Source organism: Anatilimnocola floriformis, assembly GCF_024256385.1.
GTDB lineage: Bacteria > Planctomycetota > Planctomycetia > Pirellulales > Pirellulaceae > Anatilimnocola > Anatilimnocola floriformis.
Genome location: NZ_JAMLFW010000003.1, coordinates 127,581 through 146,535 on the forward strand (window position 1 = coordinate 127,581; position 18,955 = coordinate 146,535).

The window sequence follows — 18,955 nt, forward strand, 5'->3', positions numbered from 1 at the left end:
TTTAGTGCTTTATCGCCCCTGCCGGGCTCGCGCCACGCTTGGCTAGTTCCCCCCGCAGTTCCATGCCCAGGATGCTGTGATGGCGGCCGTAGAACCAATAGATGACCATACCGAGCGCTAGCCAGATAATCAGCCGTAGCCAGTTTTCCCAAGGGAGCGAGAGCATCAACAACAGGCAAAACAAAATGCCCAGCACCGGAATCACCGGCACTAGCGGGCAACGGAATGGCCGTTCGGCTTCAGGGTTGGTCCGTCGCATAATGAGCACCGCGGCGCACACGATCACAAAGGCGAACAACGTGCCGATGTTGGTCAGGTGCAGCAGCGCGTCGAGCGGCAACAGGCCCGAGAGAAACGCCACAAAGAGGCCAATCAAGATCGTGCTCTTCCACGGCGTTTTGTAAGTCGGATGGACGTCGGCAAAGAACCGCTTTGGCACCAGGCCGTCGCGGGCCATGGCCATGAAGACGCGTGGGGCGCTGAGCATCATCACTAGCAGCACCGAGGTGATCCCCGCCACGCCGGCCGCAGCGATAATGAATTCGGCCCAGGGCAGCCCCGCCCCTTTAAACGCACTCGAAACACCCGCTTTGGGATCCAGGTTTTGATAAGGAACCATGCCGGTCAGCACGGCGACCACGGCGACGTACAGCACCGTGCAAATCAGCAGCGACAGAATAATGCCGATCGGCACGTCGCGCTTGGGGTTCTTCGCTTCTTCGGCGTGTGTCGAAACCGAGTCGAAGCCGATGTACGCAAAGAAGATGATCGCCGATCCGGCGAGCATGCCCAGCGGCTTGTGATCGTCGCCCACGGTTCCGGCCAGCGGAATGCCGAAAAAGCCCACACCTGTCCAGCCGTAAGGAGCGAAAGGTGTCCAGTTTTTAGGATTGATGTAAAAAGCGCCGACGATGATGACGAACAGCACCGCGGCCAACTTGATGAACACCATCAGGGCGTTAAAGCTGGCGCTCTCTTGAATGCCGCGCACCAGAATCACCGTCATGATCGCCACGATGATGACCGCGGGCAAATTGACAAAGGCCCCGGTCATCACATAGTGACCATTCTCATAGACGATGGGCGATTTGCTTAAAACATCGGGTATATGCACGCCGATTTTCGTCAGCACGCTTTGAAAGTATCCGGACCAACCGTTCGCGACCGTCGCCGCCCCCACGGCATATTCCAGCACCAGATCCCAGCCGATGATCCAGGCAAAAAGTTCGCCCAACGTCGCATAGGCATAGGTATAGGCCGAACCGGCCACCGGCGCCATCGAAGCAAACTCCGCATAGCAGAGCGCCGCAAAGACACACGTCAGGCCGGCGACGACATACGAAATCATCAGCGCCGGACCGGCCACATTGCGAGCTGCTTCGCCGGTCGCGACAAAGATTCCCGCGCCGATGATGGCTCCCACGCCGAGGGCGGTGAGCGAGACAGGGCCGAGCGCTCGCTTCAGGCTGTGGTCGCCGGCCATGTCGTCGAGCAGGACTTTGAGCGATTTGGTGGCGAAGAGTTGATTCTTGCTCATTGCAGAACGGAGGCCTTGTTGGGCAGAGATTCCGAAATTGGACGAGAGGTGGCGATCGGCAGCCGAAAGTTGGGATTAGCGTAATCCTCGGCTGTGCCAGAAACAATGTCGTTTCCAATAATCAGCGCACAGTCTCGAAAGTTCTGGCCGAACGCACCGCCCGGCGTTCGGCCGGTAGTTGTTTGCTCCGCAGCCGGCGCTTAATCTGCAAACTCTCCTTCTGAAGAAACCCAGCACGCGGAGTTGCCTGCGATGTTCCTGCGATTCGTCGGTTGTTGCCTTGTTCTCTCGTCGGCCGTGGCCTTTGCCCAGGAACGCCCGCCAGCCAAGCCTGCCGACGTGGTTCAGCCGCCGGCCCTCACCGAATATAAGGGGCGCAAGATCGCACAGACGATGCACTTTCTCGGCGCCGAATGGCTGATCCGCGAGAACCGCGAACAAGAGGAGCGCTGCTCACTGCTCCTTACCAACCTGGGCGTGAAGCGGGGCATGAACATCTGCGACATGGGTTGCGGCAACGGCTTTTACACGCTGCAACTAGCTAAGATGGTCGGCGAGAAAGGGCACCTCTACGCTGTCGACATTCAGCCCGAGATGCTGAAGTTCCTCAACGACCGGGCCGACAAGCAGGGGGTGAAAAACGTCTCGCCGATCCTCGGCACGTTCACCAACCCGCGACTGCCGGCCGGCAAGATCGACCTCATTCTCTGCGTCGACGTCTACCACGAGTTCTCGCACCCCAAGCAAATGCTCAGCGCGATGCGCGAGTCGCTATCGCCTGACGGCCTGATCGCGCTGGTCGAATACCGGGCCGAAGACCCCGAAGTGCCGATTAAACCCGAGCACAAAATGACGAAGGAACAGATCCTGAAAGAATACCCCGCCAACGGCCTGAAGCTTGTGAAAGAGTTCGACAAGCTGCCGTGGCAACACCTGATGTTCTTCGGCCGTGATGAAAGCTGGAAGCCGACGAAGGAGTAAGGAATTGCAGATGGCAGATTTGAGATTGCAGATTAGGGAGACCTGTCCCCAATCTGCAATCTGCCATTTTCAATCTGCAATTCTTCTAGTGCTTCATGGGCGTGTAGCGAGCATCGCTGAAGCCCAGCAGCGGGATGAACACGATCGGCAACAGAATGATACCAATCGCATAACCGGTGTCCTTGCCGAAGTTCTTGGCGACGTTGATCCAGATCATGACCGCGGCCACGATGTTCAAGCAGGGAACAAACGTGAAAAAGAACCACATGATGTCCATGCCGGCGATTTCGGTCAGCACGTAGGCGTTATAGATCGGGACGATTGCCGCCCAACCAGGCTTGCCGGCTTTTTCAAACAGCTTCCACATGCCAATGAGCGGGATTAGCGCGATGGCGAAGATGATGGCGAAGCAAAACAGCGAACCGACGCCGCCGCACAGGGCACCCATGATCCCGCCGCCGCCACCGCCGGGCGCGTTATTGGGATCGAAATTGAGGTCGTCCGGCACTTGAAAAGCCAGCAGCATCAAACTTGACAACATATCCGCGTTCCCTCGTGAATAGAGACTCGCCCATGAACTGTAGGTAGACGTACACAACGCGAGCAGCGCTAACGGAAAGGCGGCGCTGTTTTTGCTAGCCGGCCCTCGCGAGGGGTATTGTACTCATCGTCGCTACAGTTGCTACTAGCCGCAAAATTTTCCACCAAGCGGCGGGCAGAGGATGAGGGAGAGATGAAGAGCGGAGGGGACGAAGAGCCGAAGCAGCTCTCGGCAATTCTGGCTCTCCTCCGTCTTCCCCTAACCTCTTCATCCCTTCCTTCCTTTCATTCCCTCTCCTCTTCATACGGATCCCGCAGCAGTTCTTCGCAACGTTTCGGATCCGCCCCTTCGGCGATGAGTTGCTTGACGAGCTTTTGCATCCGCGGCTTGTCTTCGAGAGAGGCCCGGTCTCCGAAGTGCGCGATGGCCGCTTCGGCCCGAGCGACGCCATTTTTGGCTTCCAGAAAGGCGATGAGATGTTGCGGTTCATAGCCGGCGGAGACGTTATCAGGCTGTTCAGGCGTCGACCCCAAGTCAAGCCATTCATCTCCAGTTGCGGGCTTCGTTACCGGCTTAGGTTTTTCTTTGGCATTCAGGCGCTCCCAGGCTCGCTTGAGCAACGGCACGGCTGCCACGTCGCGATTGAAGATGATCACCGAAAAGTTCCCATACACCAGATGCGAATAGTCGTGAGTGAATTGCTCTTTGGTTCCCGGTTGCTTGATGAGTTCCTCCATCCGGCGGTGCAGTTGCTGCAGGGCAACCGGTGGCGAAATCTCATCTAGCGCCTTGATCGCCTCACTGGCCAGGTAGACGGACTTACTTTCGGAGAGTCCTGTTAGGTATTTCACGTCCTTTTCGCTGCCGAGTTTGCCCAGCAATTTCACCAACTCGAACATGTGAAAGGAGTCCGGAGTCTCGGTCTGGCGAGACTCAGCCAGGATCACCTGGAGCAGTTCATAAGCTTCTTTGCGGAACTTGCCCGTATCGGCTGCGTACCTGAAGAGGTAATCAGCAGCCGTCGTGCGCGGGCCTTTGGGATACGTTTCTTTCTCCGGCTTTAAGGTCCTCACCTGCTGCGCGAGAAAGTCGAAGTAGCTGGCATCGTGAGTATGCCGCAGCAAGGTGTGCGCGAGCGAGATTTTCAGGAACGGATGTTTGGTGTCGCGATACTGCTGTGTGAGCAGATCGACGTGCTCCTTGGTCAGCTTGGTCCGAGCCAGCACGAAGCAAATGCGATCGGCCCGCTCTTGGGTTTCCGGCTTGATCAAATCGGGCAGAACTTCGATCAGCCAGATCAGTCGTTCCGGATGCTGTTTATCGAGAGTGAACGTCACGGCCCATTGCGAGATCATTTGATTTTCGGTCGATCGATAGGCAATCGCCCGCTTGATTGCGACCTGCAGATCAGCCGAAGTCGCGATCTCCAGCATCCGAGTTTCATCGGCAAGTTCCAGCCGCTTCAGCTCGGGCATCGCCTCTGCCAAGCCGACCTTCACGGCGAGCTTGCCGTATAGATGCCGCTCTACCCAAAGCTGGTGTCGATGCGCGGAAGTTACTTGCCGCACGGCCTCGGGGCTTCTACCCGCGGCCATCTTCGCCTCGGCCACTTGTTGTTCAGGCGTCTCAAATGGATTCTTCCGCAGCTCGGTTTGCTCGCGGAATTCGGCGATTAGCGGAATCTCCTTCAGCCGGCGGAGAATTTCTGCAGACTGCTCGGCTGCGGCAATTGCCTGGCCCTGTTTCTCCGCAACAGGAAACGCAAAGTCGGCCAGTTGGGCAAAGGCGTAACTCCGAATTTTCTCCAGAGGTTCGTCTCCAGATTCTTCTGCCTGCAAGTGTGCGGGATGCAAGTGAAACGGAAATTTATCGTCGCGCGAAACCACTTCCACATACAAAGGGGCGGGGCCGATCGTAATACTCGAAAAACCGTATCTCTCGCGAGGCTTCTCCACGGCATGAAATGCATAGGCCAGTTGCCGCACAAGCGAATCGATTTCCGCCGCCGGCCGTGTGACTCGAAAGATGCCCGTCTTATCGGTCAGTTCCCACTTCGCCTGTTGGTCGCGAACCTGAATCTCGAGCCGAGCGTCCGTATCCATGAAGCAACCGCTTCCGCGATGCAACAGCAAGTCGTACTTCGCCGGCAAGCCGCTGGCCCGCTCCGGCACGGTCAGAGCCCACTCTGTGGGTAATTTCTTTTGCTTCTCCGCAATCAGTTTCACCACGGCGTCGCGCGCTTGCCGATCGGCTGGCGACATCTCAGTGACCACCGGCGGCTTGACGACAAAGCCCTGTTCGTCGCCATGAGCAGCGCCGACCGCCAGCAACCCTCCCACCAACGCGATCGCCAGCACGCACTTCGTTGCCCGCATATCGATCTCCCTGCCGCAGATGAGCTTAGCCCCGCAACCCATTCGGGCGGCATACACCACATTATTCCACGAACTCAGCCCAAATGCCTGCTCCGCCAGATCTCGACTCCTGCTGGCCATCCCTGACCCCACTCGCACAACTCCCGCTATAATGCCCGGTACTCATCCCGATCCGTTTCATAAAAACATCCGCAAGAAACCATGGCCACTCAAATCCAAGCTGCCCGTGCTGGTGAAATCACTCCTCAGATGCAATTCGTTGCCGAGCGCGAGCAACTCACACCCGAAAAGGTCCGCGAGGAAGTCGCCGCCGGCCGCATGGTTATTCCCGCCAACCGCGTTCACCTCGAAGGCCGCCTCGAACCGATGGCCATCGGCATCGCCGCCCGCTGCAAGATCAACGCCAACATCGGCAACAGCGCGGTCACCAGCCGAGTGAACGACGAGCTCGAAAAGCTCCACACGGCCGTCCACTTCGGCGCCGACACCGTGATGGATCTTTCCACCGGCAAGGACATCGACAACATCCGCGCCGAGATCATCAAGCACAGCACGGTGCCAATCGGCACCGTGCCGATTTATCAAATGCTCGAAGAGCTCGGCGGCAACATCGAGGACATGCGGCCGCAGCACTTCCTCGACATGGTCGAACACCAAGCCAAGCAGGGCGTCGACTACATGACCGTCCACTGCGGCGTGCTGATGGAGCACCTGCCGCTGACCATGGGCCGCGTCACCGGCATCGTCAGCCGCGGCGGTTCGCTCATCGCCAAGTGGATGATGGCCCACCGCAAACAGAACCCGCTGTACGAACACTTCGGCGACCTGTGCGACATCATGCGCGAATACGACGTCACCTGGAGCCTCGGCGATGGCTTGCGGCCCGGCAGTGTCGCCGACGCCAGCGACAAAGCCCAATTCGCCGAGCTCGAAGTCCTGGGCCGTTGCACCGAAATGGGCTGGGAAAAGGGAACGCAAGTCATGGTCGAAGGCCCCGGCCACGTGCCGATGGACCAAATCGACATGAACATCAAAAAGCAGATCGAAGTCTGCAAGGGCGCCCCGTTCTACGTCCTCGGACCACTCGTCACCGACATCGCCCCCGGCTACGACCACATCACGTCCGCCATCGGCGCCGCCCTCGCCGGCTGGAGCGGAGCAGCCATGCTCTGCTACGTCACGCCGAAAGAACACCTGGGCCTCCCGAACCGCGAAGACGTCAAGCAAGGCGTGATTGCCTACAAGATCGCGGCCCACGCCGCCGACGTCGCCCGCCACCGCCCCGGCGCCCGCGACCGCGACGACGCCCTCAGCCGAGCCCGCTTCGCCTTCGACTGGAACGAACAATTCCGGTTGTCCCTCGACCCCGAAACGGCCCGCGCCTACCACGACGAAACCCTCCCGCAAGACACGTTCAAATCCGCCCACTTCTGCAGCATGTGCGGCCCGAAGTACTGCTCGATGAAGATCACGGAAGATATTCGAAAGATGGCGGTCGCCGGCGACCTGAGCGTGAAGGAAGACGCTGCGGGGGAGAATTTGTTGACGCTGAATGCGGGGTCGTAATCGCCGAAAGATTCCTCGTGGGAAAAAGTTGTCGTTAAAGATGATTGACTTTAAGGAACTACCCGCCGACGGCACTTCTTTTGAACAATTTGTTCGGGAAATCTGTTTGATCTATGATCTTCATCCCCAATGGACAGGTAAGGGGCCTGATCATGGCCGCGATATTCTCGCAACGGAGAAAGCTCATGGTGTGGTTGGTGACTTTGCGAGGCGATGGCTAATTCAATGCAAGCACTACGCTCATTCGGGGAAATCCGTTGGCCGAGAGGATTTGGGTTCGATCATAGATGATTGCCGGCAAGCTGGAGCGGAGGGATTTCTACTAGCATGTTCAACGCAGCCCAGTTCCGCGCTAGTCATTAAGTTGAGAGAATTGGCCGAAAAGCCAGAAAATCGGCTGGTTACAGCGATATGGGATGGAGTGGACCTTGAAAAGCGGCTCGCCGAACCTCGCTGCTTTTCACTGGGGCACTTGTTTTTCCCTCGTAGTTTCGCCGCTACACCATGGAAGCTGTATAACGCCGGTGCGCCGAACAAATGGACAGCACACTATAAGACGTACTTTCTTCACCTCAGCAGTCGTATCGCTGGAAAATACCCAAATCTTAGCGAGTGTGAGTATATAATCTCACGACTTGAAAGCATCAAGCCAAAGGCAGAACACGAAGTGATTCGCCCTCGCGCGATCTACTTCGATGATAAACATGACCAATTCAAAGTGTTTGCGGACTACTTGGTTCCGCGGGACACGATGCCATCTCTGCTGCCCGACGCATTTGAGTCGGCATTGCACGATGGCTATGGATTACACAGTGATGGCACCGGCATGTGGTACATAACGTACTGGGACATCAAGCTCCGGCGAATTTTACCGTATAGCGACCATTTTGATCGTGACCACTATGACTACTACAACCCTGTCCGAGGGAATTTTGAAACCGGAATTAGTCGTAATTCATACACAATAGGAGAGCTTGCAGAATACGGAAATCGCTGGGATTAGCCGAGGCCCAAGTAGGTCAGGTCAGTCCGCGTTGAGCTGGCGGAGCATTAGCCCGGCGATAGCCAGATATGCCACTTGAAATATGGGACTAGATTTGTAGTTGTCCCGAAACGCACTCAGATCTCTTTGGGCAAGCCTTCGACATATTTACTACCTGGCGGCAGAATATGGACAGTTCGGTGTTGCTCAGAGTATTCGATTAACCGTTGCGAGTGGAGTTCCTTCAGAATCTTACTGAAATAGGCCTTATTTTCGTAGTCTAGCCATTTTTGCAAATCGTCAACGTTGCATTGCGATGCACATGAGGCGATTAGGAGCAATACTTGGTCTTGGAGTTTTAGCTTCGGATTCAGCACCCTTTTCATATCAACCGATTGCCACACGATCGGAATTCGACGTTCTACTAACTGATCCACGACTTGCTGAGCGTCGGCGATTGCAAGATTGTGGAGCACGCGGATAAGCTCACCCATTATCCAGCTTGCATTTGACAAAACAGCCGTGGCATCCATGTGATTTGAATCTACATCGCCGCCGACGTGCCCTACATTGCGATTATTTCTGATTTCATAGAGCGCTGGAAGCAATCGTGGAATCAGTATCTGAAAACTCCTTGGTTCATTTGCATTATTCTCCAAATTCCGGCAAGCCTGGACAAAATTCTGTGGCTTGCTCGGCGAGCTTGCGTAAACTCCCTTAGCATGGCCATCAAGAATTGTGTAGACAATCTCGGAAAACCGCCCACCGCTAAGTTCTGAAGGCAGCCACTTGCCTTCCACATAGTTCTGCGCGATGAGTCGGTATTCTTCGAGTAGCGGATCGCGAAGTCCAGCCGGAAGTGCAGCAAATGCTTGGGAAGGAAGGATCAATTACTTTCCTCCTTTTGCGATTTCAACAATGCTGCGGCTGCCGTTAGGCCGGGTGCAGTTAGTTTCCAGCCCGTCTTCTTTGTTCCGGTGATCTTATTGCCAAACTGGGTTGTCGTAGCAGAGTGATTTGCAGAATCATAGCACCCCAATGCTGTGCAATGATCCCGCGCCGCTTTGTCCGTAAAATCAGGCTTGCCGGTTGCTAACAGCATAGCTATTCCAGTAAACAGATATGCATTAATAGATTGCTCGCGCTTTGTGGCCCCAATAGGCGAGCCGATAAGCGTAGCTTTACCATCTTCGACATGAAAATGCTGTTGGAGCGAATCGCCTGTGATGTGGTTTCGCTTTATCCACGCAAGTCCGGCGCTTGAAATACCCTCTAATGATTCCGCATTGTCGCCAGATGCGGTAGCGCTCGAGTCTCTTGGAGCACCTGGACTATTACCAGGATTCATTCCCAATATCGCGCGAGCCCCAGCGATTGCACGCTCGCGCTCGTCGTCGTTGTTCAGGCTTTCTAGCTCAGCGACAATCTTAGTAACCACAGTTGCGATACCCTTCGACATATTCCTATTCTCCGAATGATTATGGTATGGATCATCATATGGATTGAAATGTACAATGTCCATATCCTGCGGAGTGGCGCTGGTGTCCTGGTCAGTGCTGGATTGGCATAGAGATGGCGGGGTGGCACGCCCGGGTTGCTGCTCTTTCCTGGGTGGCATGGGTTCTACCTATGCCTGAGGGCAATTCTCGTGTGGCGTCGCGTGCCAGTTTTGGTTGAAGCCAAGTAGGTCAGGTCGGAATTCCGCCTGCCACATTGCGGCGGGTGGATGTGTGCCAGCCCGCTGGGTTTTAGTGGCCCGTTACGCGGCGAGCCACACGACGGGCGAACTGTAATACCATTTCGCTGCAGTGCTTAACTGGCGATAGTTGTCGCGAATCGCTTCGGCATCGGCCTTGGATTCTTTGACGGCACGGGCGGAGGCGAGAAGCCGGTTACGCCAGGTGAGCATTCCAGGTCGCAGGCGCTCGATCAAGTTACGTAGGGCATGCTGCCGCCTGCCGGTTGGATGTGGCGATGAGAATTCAGTTGATTGGGCCAAGTGTGGAACGGATGATGAGCACGGATTTGGTGGTCTGAGTCCTTTTGGCAGGCGGGAGCCTGCCCTACCGCTATTGCGATTGTTGGACGGTCACTTGGACTAAATATGAAGTCGCTTTTGGGCAAGACATACGCTCAACTCACCAGCCAATTGCGAGTGAAGCCGGAAAAACACTTGCATTCCGTCCAAGATACAGGCAGCTACTCGATTTTCGTCGATGGCAATGAGTTCCTGTTTAGCGATGATCGCCTGTTTTCGGTCGAAGTCTCAGATTTTTCAGCGGTCAATCGAATTCCAGGATTTGAGTTTCCCATTGGAGATGGCCTGGAACAGACTCTGGAAAATCTAACGGACAAGAACATGCATTGGGAGGTTTATCCCAAGTATTCTCGTGAGCATTGGGTCGTTATTAAGCTCATGGAGCATGGCGTGCTTTACGAATTTGAGTTCATCGGCGGTAGATTTGAACTACGGTTTCTGAGGCTGGAGGCGCAGTAACGCAACTCGACAATTGCTGTCAACAGCGGCGGGGTGGCACGGCCGTTACGCGGCGCGCCACACGACGGGAGAGCTGTAATACCATTTCGCTGTTGTGCTTAACTGTCGATAGTTGTCGCGAACCGCTTCGGCGTCGGCTTGGGCTTCTTTGACGGCCTTGGCGGAGGCGATAAGTTGGTTGCGCCATGTGACCATGCCAGGCCGCAGGCGCTCGATCAGGGCTTTGACGCGTTTGAGGGAGGCGACGGCTTCGGTGAGGATGGCCTGCACGATTTCCACTTGCTTAAGCGCGTTGTTGACTTCGTCTTGATCGAAGTACATACCAACGACGCTCAGTCCCTTGCTGGCAGATTTGACGGCGCTCTTTTCCGCAGGCGCGAGCCACTTCCAATCTTCGATACCGGCCGCGAGGATTTCGCCGTAATCGGCGCCGTCGGAAACGGTGTCGCGCAGCGGCGTGGTTTTGTCGGTGCCCAGCGCCTTGTCGAGCGCCCAGGTTCCCACGGCCACGCCCACACGCTTGATGACGGTCAGTTCGGGCAGAAAGACCTCGGTCACGATCGTAATGCCGATGTTGATCACTTGCTGAGCCCGCGCTTCCGTGGCATTTTGTTTGGCCTTCTTCAATGCCGATTCCAGTTTTTGAATCTTCGGAATCGCTTCGGCTGCCATTTGCTGGGCGTTGCGAAACATGCCGGTGAGGTAGGCGTTCAAGCCCGCGACGATCATCGCACCCTTGAGGATGCCCGTTTCGATTCTCAGCGCTTCCTCGGCCATATCGCGAATGGCTTGAATATCCTGCAACTGGTCCTGGTTGATTTTCTTGCCCTTCTCGATCTGCTCGATGCCCCACGAGTAGTCCTGGCCCGCCTTGAGAAGAGTGTCAGCGTCTAGACCTCCGAGTCCGGTGATATAGGGCTGAGCACGAACCGGAACCATGTTCTTGAAACGGTCCCAGTCTGCGAGCGCTTCGTTTGCTTCGCGCGTTCTCGTGACCCATTCTTGGTAGGAACCTGCCCCAAGGTACGCGTCGATCTTGGGCTGTGTTGCATGTACGGGGTCGATAAGCCAAACCATGGCAAAGATCCTATTAGTTCAACGGGTGGGATAGATTCAGGCAGGAACGAAAGGGGCCAAGAGCATCGATTGGCCACTCTGGCGCGGATGGGGTGCAGCGGCCTCGGAGAGGCAGTTAACTCAACCGCATACAATCCGAGGCGTAGAACTCCAGACTTTGTTACACGTCCTGTCGATGGTGGTCAGGTCGCGACGGCGCTATCTGCCCGTGCGGTGCCCGTCGATGGATATGCTATAAAGCGAGCGCACGATTTTTCGCACACACTTTTCATGGAAGCATGCACGATCATGGGCAAAGGCAACAACAGCCAGAAGAACGACAAGAAGACTAAGAAGAAGCCAAAGGACGACAAGAAGAAGCCAGCGAAGTAAGGCCTGAGCCTGCTGCTTGGCAGTTTCTGAAAATCGGCGAGTGGCACGGGTGTACCCACCCGTGTTCGCTGGCCACTCTGGTGCGGGCTTGTTTGGCAACGCACAGCGGACCTCAGGCCGTTCTGAGGTAAGGCCGCGCTGCGGCGCAGGCGAAAACCGAATGGAGCTCTGGCCGACGTTGCCCGGAGCCTTCCGCCTGATCGGCAATCGCCTCCTTCTGATTGCCGATTTGCGTCAGACCTAAGTTGGCAATCTGGGCGTGTCTCTTCGTTTGCCGGATGGTCGGTTCACTGTTTACCGCGTGCGGCTGCTGCCAGCGTTTTGGGAGGAGTTTCTGGCCCTGTTCAAGGCCTCTGGTGGCCACCCGATCTAGTGGCAATAAAGTGCAATACTCCGGGCGTGATATTGCACTCGATAACTGCCTTAACTAATTCCAAAGTAAGGGGTTGAGGCGGATTCTGCATTTCGTATCACCTGTTATATTTCGGGGGTCCGAAAGAGGGGTGTTCAGCTGGGGGGCGCCGGGTCGGGGAAGTATGTATCTCAGTCTGCAATTGTCGGACATATTTCAGACAGAGCACAGAAAGTGGACCGGAGTTGTCAAACACTCAGCATCTAATGGATGGATGATTGTCGTAGAGCTGGTTGCAATGTCTTTCGCTTTTGTGACGAAGGAATGCGACAGGCGGACCTAGGTTTTCTGGAGAGTCCCCGATGAGTTCAGCCGACAGTATTAGTTGCGTGGACCTGACGGACAAGGTTTATGTCTGGTCAGCGGCCGGCGATGGCAAACGGGAGTCGTTTGCAGCCGATCAACCTGTGGTGCTGCTGCGGATGCGCGACAAACCGCGGCCGACGATGGACGATCCAGCGGATGTGCCCGGGCAGGCTTTATGGTGTGGATCGAACGGGGCAAGAATTGAACTCGGCGGGGTGGCACAGGAGTACTCACCCGGTGTTCGCTGGCCATTTTCGTGCGGCGAAGGTCACGCGGCAGCGATTGGCGAGTAATGAGATGTTGCTCATCGGTCAGGGCGGAGTACCGACCTGACCTACGAAAGCTGACCTACGACGGGTACGAAGAGGAGCAAAGCTAAGCAGCGCGCTTCATCGGCAAAGTTTCCTTCGCAACGACGCCGGGCTTTTGGGCGATCATTTGGATCTCGGTGCAGAGACCGGGAACCATCGCGCCAACGCGGCGGTTGAGTTGCCACCACCAACGCTGATATTCCAGCGGGCGAAGGACGCCACCGGAGAGAATCCGGAAGCCGCGAGTCGTTTCGACTTTGATGTGCGGACAGGTCTGGCGAACCATCCGCATGAAGGTCCGCTTCGACCAGGCTTGCACGTGGCCGCGGGGCGGCGTTTTTACGACGCGATCGTAGACGGGGACGAGATGTTTGCGGATGAGATGCAAGCCTTCGAGAAAGATCGGCACGCCGACGACCATGCGGCCACCGGGCTTGAGGACTCGTTCGATCTCACGGAGGGCGAGCTGCGGATCGTGCAGGTGTTCGAGGACTTGTTCGCAAACGACGATGTCATAGGCGGCGGTCTTCAACTCGGGCAGACCCGTCGAAAGATCGATGTGGTGCAGCTTCCAGTCGGCCGACTTGTAGACGAACTCTTTCCCCTTCGGAAAGATGTCGACGCCGTGGTAGCTGAGGTGTTCGTTGCCGGGATGGATTTCGCAGTAGCGGCGGGTCACGCCGTCGTAGGTACCGATGTCGAGCAGTTCGCACTTGCGGCCGGTCGTGACATAGTGCTCTTCGGCCCAGCGCGAGCAATCGAGCCCGAGGTCGTAATAGCGGGCCTGGCGGAGGCGGTAAGTGGGATAACCTTCTTCGACGCCAAAAGCCTTGGTCTTGGCGTTACGTGTAATAGACATGGCTGCAATCCTGATAATTTCCGGAGTTCGATCCGGCGTACTATTGCGATCCTGCCCGGGGGGGTCAAGATCAATCGGATCGCCAGCACCGACTTATCGCAGCAGGCTCGTCAGGTTGGTGTAGTCATCGGTCCACATCGGCACCTGACGCGGGCGGCGGAGATAGTCGGGGAGCTCGCTGATTTCGTCGGTCACGCTAGCGAGCGTTTGTTCGTCGCGAGCCACCAGGAAGTAATACGACCGCTGCAGCAGTTTTTCGCTGTTGCCCGGTTTGTAAATCCGCCGCTGAGCGCACTGGGCGTTCTTTGCCAGCTGGGTGACGACGGGATAAAGATCGAGATGCGTATTGGTGATGTGCATGGCCAGCACACCGCCCGGTTTGAGGTGCTGCAGATAAACGTCGAAGGCTTCGCGCGTGAGCAAGTGCGTCGGCACAGCATCGCCCGAGAACGCGTCGATCACGAGGACATCAAATTCCTGACTGCCACTCTTCTTCAGTTCTAGTTCGAGTTGCAACCGAGCATCGCCCAGAACCACTTCGGGTCGTTGGGGGCAATCGCTGAGAAAATGAAACCAGCGCTCGTCTTGAGCGATCCGAATCACTTCGGGATTGATCTCGTAAAACCGCAGCGTGTCTTTTTCACGGGCGTAAGCGGCGATCGTGCCAACGCCGAGGCCGACGACACCGATGTGGCATTCCGGCGAGCGGGACTGCACTAGCTTGACGGCCGTTTCGCAGCCGGAACCCTCGCCGTAGTAGGTGAGCGGAATCTTCCGCCGCGCGGGATCGGCCAACTGTTTGCCGTGTTGAATGTTGCCACTGAAGAACGTGTAGTTCTCGTCCCCTTTCGGATCGCCGATGGCGCGGTGCATGACGGTGACCACGCCGTAGAAGTTGCGCGATTCATGGAGCGTGCGGTACTTTGGATTTTCCCGTTCGATCTGCTGCAGCGCGACACTGACGAGGGGAATACTGGCGATGGCAATGACGGCTACATTGCAATAGCGACGAATGGAGTGCGACGCGAGCTGCGTCCCTGCGGCAAACAGCAGACCACTAGCGGTGACCGTCGTGATGACGATCCCCAGCGGAAATTCGAAGAACGTATCGAACAAATAGGGAGCCGCGAGATTGACGAAGAGTCCACCGGCAGCGCCGCCGAGCGACATGGTCAGATAGAACTTCGTCAGATGTTCCGGCGCCGGCCGCGAGCGGGCCAGTTCGCCATGGCAGAGCGTCGCGATCAAAAACAGGGCGAAGAAATAGCAGGCGGCCGCGAGCGACCACAGTTCGACCAGGGCAATCTTGTCGTCGCCGACGCGGCCGAGCAGTCGATTCAGCAGTGAGTCGAAACGTTCCAGCGTGGGTTCATAGTTGACGACGAGCGCGAGCAGCACGAGCACACCGAAGCCGAATCCCCACCGCGAATACCAACGGCTGTGATCAAAGGCCACGATGAACGAGCAGAGATAAAGCGACAGCGGCACGACCCACAAAAGTGGCACGGGTGCGACGTTCTGGCAGACCTCATTTGTCACGGCGAGGAACATGATCGAAGCCAGCGTCGACAAGCCCAACCAATAGCCAAGCTGTTGCCACGATGGCGGCGCGGCGGCACTTACATCGATCTCGGCCCTCGGCCCGGCATCTTTTTTCGCTTCTGCCATCTCTCGCCGTGCTCGCCAACTGCCTACTGCGCACAACGCACAGCAGCCAACGAACACCATGTAAGCCAGCGACCAATACCAGGCCTGGCCAGTCACCCCCCAGCGAATCTCGAAGAAGAAGGGATAGCTCAATAACGCCACGAGCGAACCGAAGTTCGACAGCGCGAACAAGCGATAGGGCGAACTCCCCGGCAGCACATCGTGAAACCACTTCTGCAGCAACGGGCCGGTTGAGGAAAGAGCGAAGTACGGCAAGCCGACCGTCACTCCCAGCAGCAGCAGCGTTTGCAGCAATGGATCGTCAGCGCCGCTCGTTGGCCGCAAAAATTGCGGTGGGGTCAGGCGGTTCCAGCCGACGTTGATGGCGGCGAGGGCCAGCACGCTCAAGTGGATCACCAGGCGCTGGTTGTTCGTGCAGTGGGTGCTCAGGAAGTGGGCATAGTAATAGCCGCCCAGCAGCACCAATTGAAAGAAGAGCATGGCCGCTGTCCAAACAGCGGGACTGCCGCCAAACCACGGCAGCAGCACTTTGCTCAACATTGGTTGAACTTGAAACAGCAGAAAAGCACTGAGAAAGATCGTGGTAGCAAACCCGACAATCACGCCCGTCGATTCGCGCTGGACCGCGCGCGTCGTTAGATTCGGCGAAATAGTGTTCATCGAGCAGAGGACTCCGGCGGATACAGGCAGGTGGGTTGGGCGCAAAATGACCAGTCGCAGCAAACTGCGCGCCTAGTGGTCATGCGGAACGGTGGGTGTGATGAAGTAGCTACCACCAAGGCCGGATGACCCGGCCGCGGATGGCCGTCGACGGCACTTCGGCATGGGGCCATTGGCGGCTGTCGGTCGAGACCGGCGGGTTGTCGCCAAGCACCAGATAATGGTTTGGCGGAATCCGCTGCTCGGCATGCCAGGGGCGGGGTGTGCTCTGCGGCTCGAGGTAGTAAATGTCTCGATAAACCTTGGCGTGGCTGATGCGGATGCGTGCTCCCGCGGCGCCGATCTGCAGTTGTGGATCTGTCGGCGGCGCTTCGGAATTGATTCGCTCGTACGGCTGGGCCAGCACCTGCCGGCCGTCCATGCCAAACAGCACACGCTGATCGCAGAGGGCAAACTGAATATCGATCGGCTCATCGTGATTGCGATGCGGCAGCAATTCAACTGCGAGGAGCTTGCCGTTTTGAAAAACCTTCAACTTTCGCTCGTCATGGCAAAGATGCACCTCCAAACGGTCGTCGCCGTCGACGGCGGCGAAGACCAGGCAGCCGTAGCGGGCAATGCTGGCTCGGCAGGTGAGCAGAAGATCCGAAGCAGGATTGAGCGACCGATTCACGGCCTGATTGAATTCGTCGAAATCGAGAATCGGCGAAACTATGCTGTGCGGCTCTGGCGCATCGCTGCGGCGAAAGTAGCGAAATGACAGCCAGTCGTAGTCGGTCTGCGGAACGATGCCCTGTTCGCTCGATTTATTGCCGCCGGGCGTGTGAGCCCGATAAAAATAACTCCCCTCGCGCTCGGTCCAATAGCTGTTGTCGGCTCGCGCTTCCCAACGCTTCGGCAGATCCTCGGATTTTTGCGGCGTCTGCGCGCTGTCATGCACCAGAATCGCCTGCGCTCGCAATTGAGCCAGATTCTTAGTCGCCGATTTGCCGTCGACAATGATGTCGCCGCGGCGAATGGCGATTTGTTCGCCGGGCAAACCTACGATCCGCTTGACCACGCGCGGCGCGTCGTCATCGGGATGCGTGAAGGCGACGATATCGCCCCGCTGCGGCCGCCCTAGTAAATAGACCCAATGATCGACGAGGACCTGCTCACCAGCTTGAAAATCGGCGGGGCGAAGTTTGTTGTGGGCATAGCCGCAGTTAGGGCACTCAACTTCCAGCGTGCCCGGCGTCGACGTGGCATCGCAGCGAAAAGCATGACCACAATCTTGACAGGTCACGCGAAAGTGCGGCCCGACAAGCGTATTGGCCATCGACGCGCCGGCAATCGATACGGGAAAGAGCAGCCCTTCGAGGCACCATAATCGAAAGCCAATCAACAGAGTCAGCAGCAGCATGATCCCAGCAATCGATTGCTTGATCCGCCGCAATTCGGGGGTGCTCAGGTGGCTGGAACTGTTGCTGCCGATGCTCATTTTAAATCTGTCAGATGATGTCTTGCGCAGTAAGCCTGCCGTCATGCAGCGCCGAGGCCACCAGCGCCCCGCGGATGCCTGCCGCCTGTAATTCTCGCAGATCGGCTGGCCCTCGAATGCCTCCCCCCGCGACGATTTGCAAATCGGGCCAACGGGCAAGAAATTGCCGGATGAGCGACAACGTCGATGTTCCCTGACCGCTGCCGACATCGGCAAGGTCGAGCACGATTAGCCGTCGCAGGCCGTGGCGATAGACTTCGGCGACAATTTCCTGCGGCGTCGCTGCTTGCCACGCGAGGTCTTTCGTCAGCGGTCGGCCTTGCTTCAGATCGAGGCTAAAGACGGCGACCTCGGGACGCGAGAGTTTCGCCAACTCGGCAAGGTCTTGCCAAGACTCGAGGCCGATGACGTACTCGGCCTCAGCAAAATCGCGAGCTAGAAAATCTTCCAGCTCATTGGCCTCGTCGGCACTCTTCAAACCGGCGTCGATCGATAGCTGCAGGCCGGCGTCAGCGATCGCCCGCCAGGATTTTACATCGCGCTCCCCGCGCATGATCGCATCGAGATCGGCGACATAGACGCGCGGCAAACCAAAGTGTTGCCGCAGCGCGGCAGCAACTGCCTGAGGCTCGGCGGAATCGACGAGCGAGCTGACAATCGGCCGGTATTCATCACGCCGGCCACCAACGCCACGGACCACCATTCCGCCGAGCAAATCGATCACTGGGACAACACGCATCGAGTTATTCGGCACTTCGAGCGTTACTTAATGGGCTTGGTTACCGCCGCAGGAGCGATCGCAGCCGGAGCTGTTGTGGGCGTGATTGCTGGCGTCGTTGCCTTGACTTCGACAACTGCCTTATCCGTGGCCTTTTTCGCCGCGGCCCGTTCGGCAGCCTTGGTCTTCGACTCGGCCTTGGCCTTGTCGAACTTCACCTTTTGCTCGGGCGTCAACACACCTTCGATTTCGCTATCGCGCTTTTGTTGCAGCGTCTTGATCTGCTCGGCCAACGCGTCGATTTGCGGAGTGTACTTATCTTGGATGTCGTAGATCTTCTGCTTCTGGGTTCCATCGACCAAATCGCCGTAAAAATTCGGCAGGCGGCGTGACGCTTTCTTCTCACCAGCTTTTGCCTCGGTCTTGGCTTCGGCTTTACCATCCACCTTTTGGGCCTGCAGCGTCGGAACAGCAACCGCACAGGCGACCGACAAACATCCAGCCACGAGCAACTTCATCGACAGATTCATTCCAGTACCTTCTCAAAACAGGACAGGGAATTGTTTCTGGCATCCCATGCCGATCTTGCACGTTTGTGCAGCACTGGTCCTTG

General features: G+C 57.1%; 17 protein-coding genes. 5 read left to right on the forward strand and 12 right to left on the reverse strand.

The genetic code is table 11. The annotated features are described in order from the left end of the window. Position 1 precedes the first annotated feature (1 nt). Positions 2-1,537: an amino acid permease gene (locus M9Q49_RS33720; protein WP_254513736.1), complete on the reverse strand. Its 1,536-nt coding sequence runs from the start codon at positions 1,535-1,537 to the stop codon at positions 2-4. Positions 1,538-1,789: 252 nt separating this feature from the next. Between M9Q49_RS33720 and M9Q49_RS33725 the strand changes: the two genes are divergently transcribed. Then, positions 1,790-2,518 carry a class I SAM-dependent methyltransferase gene (locus M9Q49_RS33725; protein ID WP_254513737.1) on the forward strand — a complete coding sequence of 243 codons (729 nt, stop codon included), beginning with the start codon at positions 1,790-1,792 and terminating at the stop codon, positions 2,516-2,518. Between the two features lie 85 nt (positions 2,519-2,603). On the opposite strand, the gene M9Q49_RS33730 is transcribed toward M9Q49_RS33725, so the two are convergent. Together M9Q49_RS33730 and M9Q49_RS33735 are read right to left on the reverse strand one after the other, a co-directional pair. After that, on the reverse strand, positions 2,604-3,059 hold the full coding sequence (locus M9Q49_RS33730; RefSeq protein WP_254513738.1) for a DUF5684 domain-containing protein: 456 nt from the start codon (positions 3,057-3,059) through the stop codon (positions 2,604-2,606). 284 nt (positions 3,060-3,343) lie between these two features. After that, a complete protein-coding gene (locus tag M9Q49_RS33735) occupies positions 3,344-5,491 on the reverse strand; it encodes a hypothetical protein (protein ID WP_254513739.1) in 2,148 nt (715 codons plus the stop codon). Between the two features lie 144 nt (positions 5,492-5,635). Between M9Q49_RS33735 and thiC the strand changes: the two genes are divergently transcribed. Then, positions 5,636-7,000, forward strand: coding sequence for a phosphomethylpyrimidine synthase ThiC (gene thiC / locus M9Q49_RS33740; protein ID WP_315861227.1), 1,365 nt, complete (start codon positions 5,636-5,638; stop codon positions 6,998-7,000). A gap of 40 nt (positions 7,001-7,040) precedes the next feature. Further along, entirely contained in the window at positions 7,041-8,003 is a 963-nt protein-coding gene (locus M9Q49_RS33745; protein WP_254513740.1) for a restriction endonuclease, read from the forward strand. A 116-nt stretch (positions 8,004-8,119) separates the two neighbouring features. Here M9Q49_RS33745 and M9Q49_RS33750 read toward each other — a convergent pair whose 3' ends face one another. From M9Q49_RS33750 to M9Q49_RS33760, 3 genes are all read right to left on the reverse strand, one after another. Next, positions 8,120-8,872 (reverse strand): hypothetical protein, encoded by a 753-nt coding sequence (locus M9Q49_RS33750; protein WP_254513741.1) that lies wholly within the window; start codon positions 8,870-8,872, stop codon positions 8,120-8,122. Beyond that, positions 8,869-9,441, reverse strand: a complete 573-nt coding sequence (locus M9Q49_RS33755; protein WP_254513742.1) for a hypothetical protein — start codon at positions 9,439-9,441, stop codon at positions 8,869-8,871. The genes M9Q49_RS33750 and M9Q49_RS33755 overlap by 4 nt, the downstream gene beginning before the upstream one ends. Before the next feature lie 300 nt (positions 9,442-9,741). Next, positions 9,742-9,891: a hypothetical protein gene (locus M9Q49_RS33760; protein ID WP_254513743.1), complete on the reverse strand. Its 150-nt coding sequence runs from the start codon at positions 9,889-9,891 to the stop codon at positions 9,742-9,744. A 195-nt stretch (positions 9,892-10,086) separates the two neighbouring features. On the opposite strand from M9Q49_RS33760, the gene M9Q49_RS33765 reads away from it, so the two are divergent. Then, complete coding sequence (locus M9Q49_RS33765) at positions 10,087-10,479, forward strand: hypothetical protein (RefSeq protein WP_254513744.1); 393 nt, start codon at positions 10,087-10,089, stop codon at positions 10,477-10,479. 45 nt (positions 10,480-10,524) lie between these two features. On the opposite strand, the gene M9Q49_RS33770 is transcribed toward M9Q49_RS33765, so the two are convergent. Continuing rightward, positions 10,525-11,556: a hypothetical protein gene (locus M9Q49_RS33770; RefSeq protein ID WP_254513745.1), complete on the reverse strand. Its 1,032-nt coding sequence runs from the start codon at positions 11,554-11,556 to the stop codon at positions 10,525-10,527. 1,086 nt (positions 11,557-12,642) lie between these two features. Here M9Q49_RS33770 and M9Q49_RS33775 point away from each other — a divergent pair. Then, positions 12,643-12,939 carry a hypothetical protein gene (locus tag M9Q49_RS33775; protein WP_254513746.1) on the forward strand — a complete coding sequence of 99 codons (297 nt, stop codon included), beginning with the start codon at positions 12,643-12,645 and terminating at the stop codon, positions 12,937-12,939. Between the two features lie 82 nt (positions 12,940-13,021). On the opposite strand, the gene M9Q49_RS33780 is transcribed toward M9Q49_RS33775, so the two are convergent. The 5 genes from M9Q49_RS33780 to M9Q49_RS33800 all read right to left on the reverse strand — a co-directional run bounded on the left by M9Q49_RS33780 (position 13,022) and on the right by M9Q49_RS33800 (position 18,872). Further along, positions 13,022-13,816 carry a class I SAM-dependent methyltransferase gene (locus M9Q49_RS33780; protein WP_254513747.1) on the reverse strand — a complete coding sequence of 265 codons (795 nt, stop codon included), beginning with the start codon at positions 13,814-13,816 and terminating at the stop codon, positions 13,022-13,024. A 93-nt stretch (positions 13,817-13,909) separates the two neighbouring features. After that, positions 13,910-16,144 carry a spermidine synthase gene (locus tag M9Q49_RS33785; RefSeq protein WP_254513748.1) on the reverse strand — a complete coding sequence of 745 codons (2,235 nt, stop codon included), beginning with the start codon at positions 16,142-16,144 and terminating at the stop codon, positions 13,910-13,912. 109 nt (positions 16,145-16,253) lie between these two features. Continuing rightward, positions 16,254-17,624: a signal peptidase I gene (gene lepB / locus M9Q49_RS33790; RefSeq protein WP_254513749.1), complete on the reverse strand. Its 1,371-nt coding sequence runs from the start codon at positions 17,622-17,624 to the stop codon at positions 16,254-16,256. Positions 17,625-17,634: 10 nt separating this feature from the next. Continuing rightward, entirely contained in the window at positions 17,635-18,363 is a 729-nt protein-coding gene (locus M9Q49_RS33795; protein WP_254513750.1) for a HisA/HisF-related TIM barrel protein, read from the reverse strand. Between the two features lie 23 nt (positions 18,364-18,386). Beyond that, positions 18,387-18,872, reverse strand: coding sequence for a hypothetical protein (locus M9Q49_RS33800; RefSeq protein WP_254513751.1), 486 nt, complete (start codon positions 18,870-18,872; stop codon positions 18,387-18,389). Between the last annotated feature and the right edge of the window lie 83 nt (positions 18,873-18,955).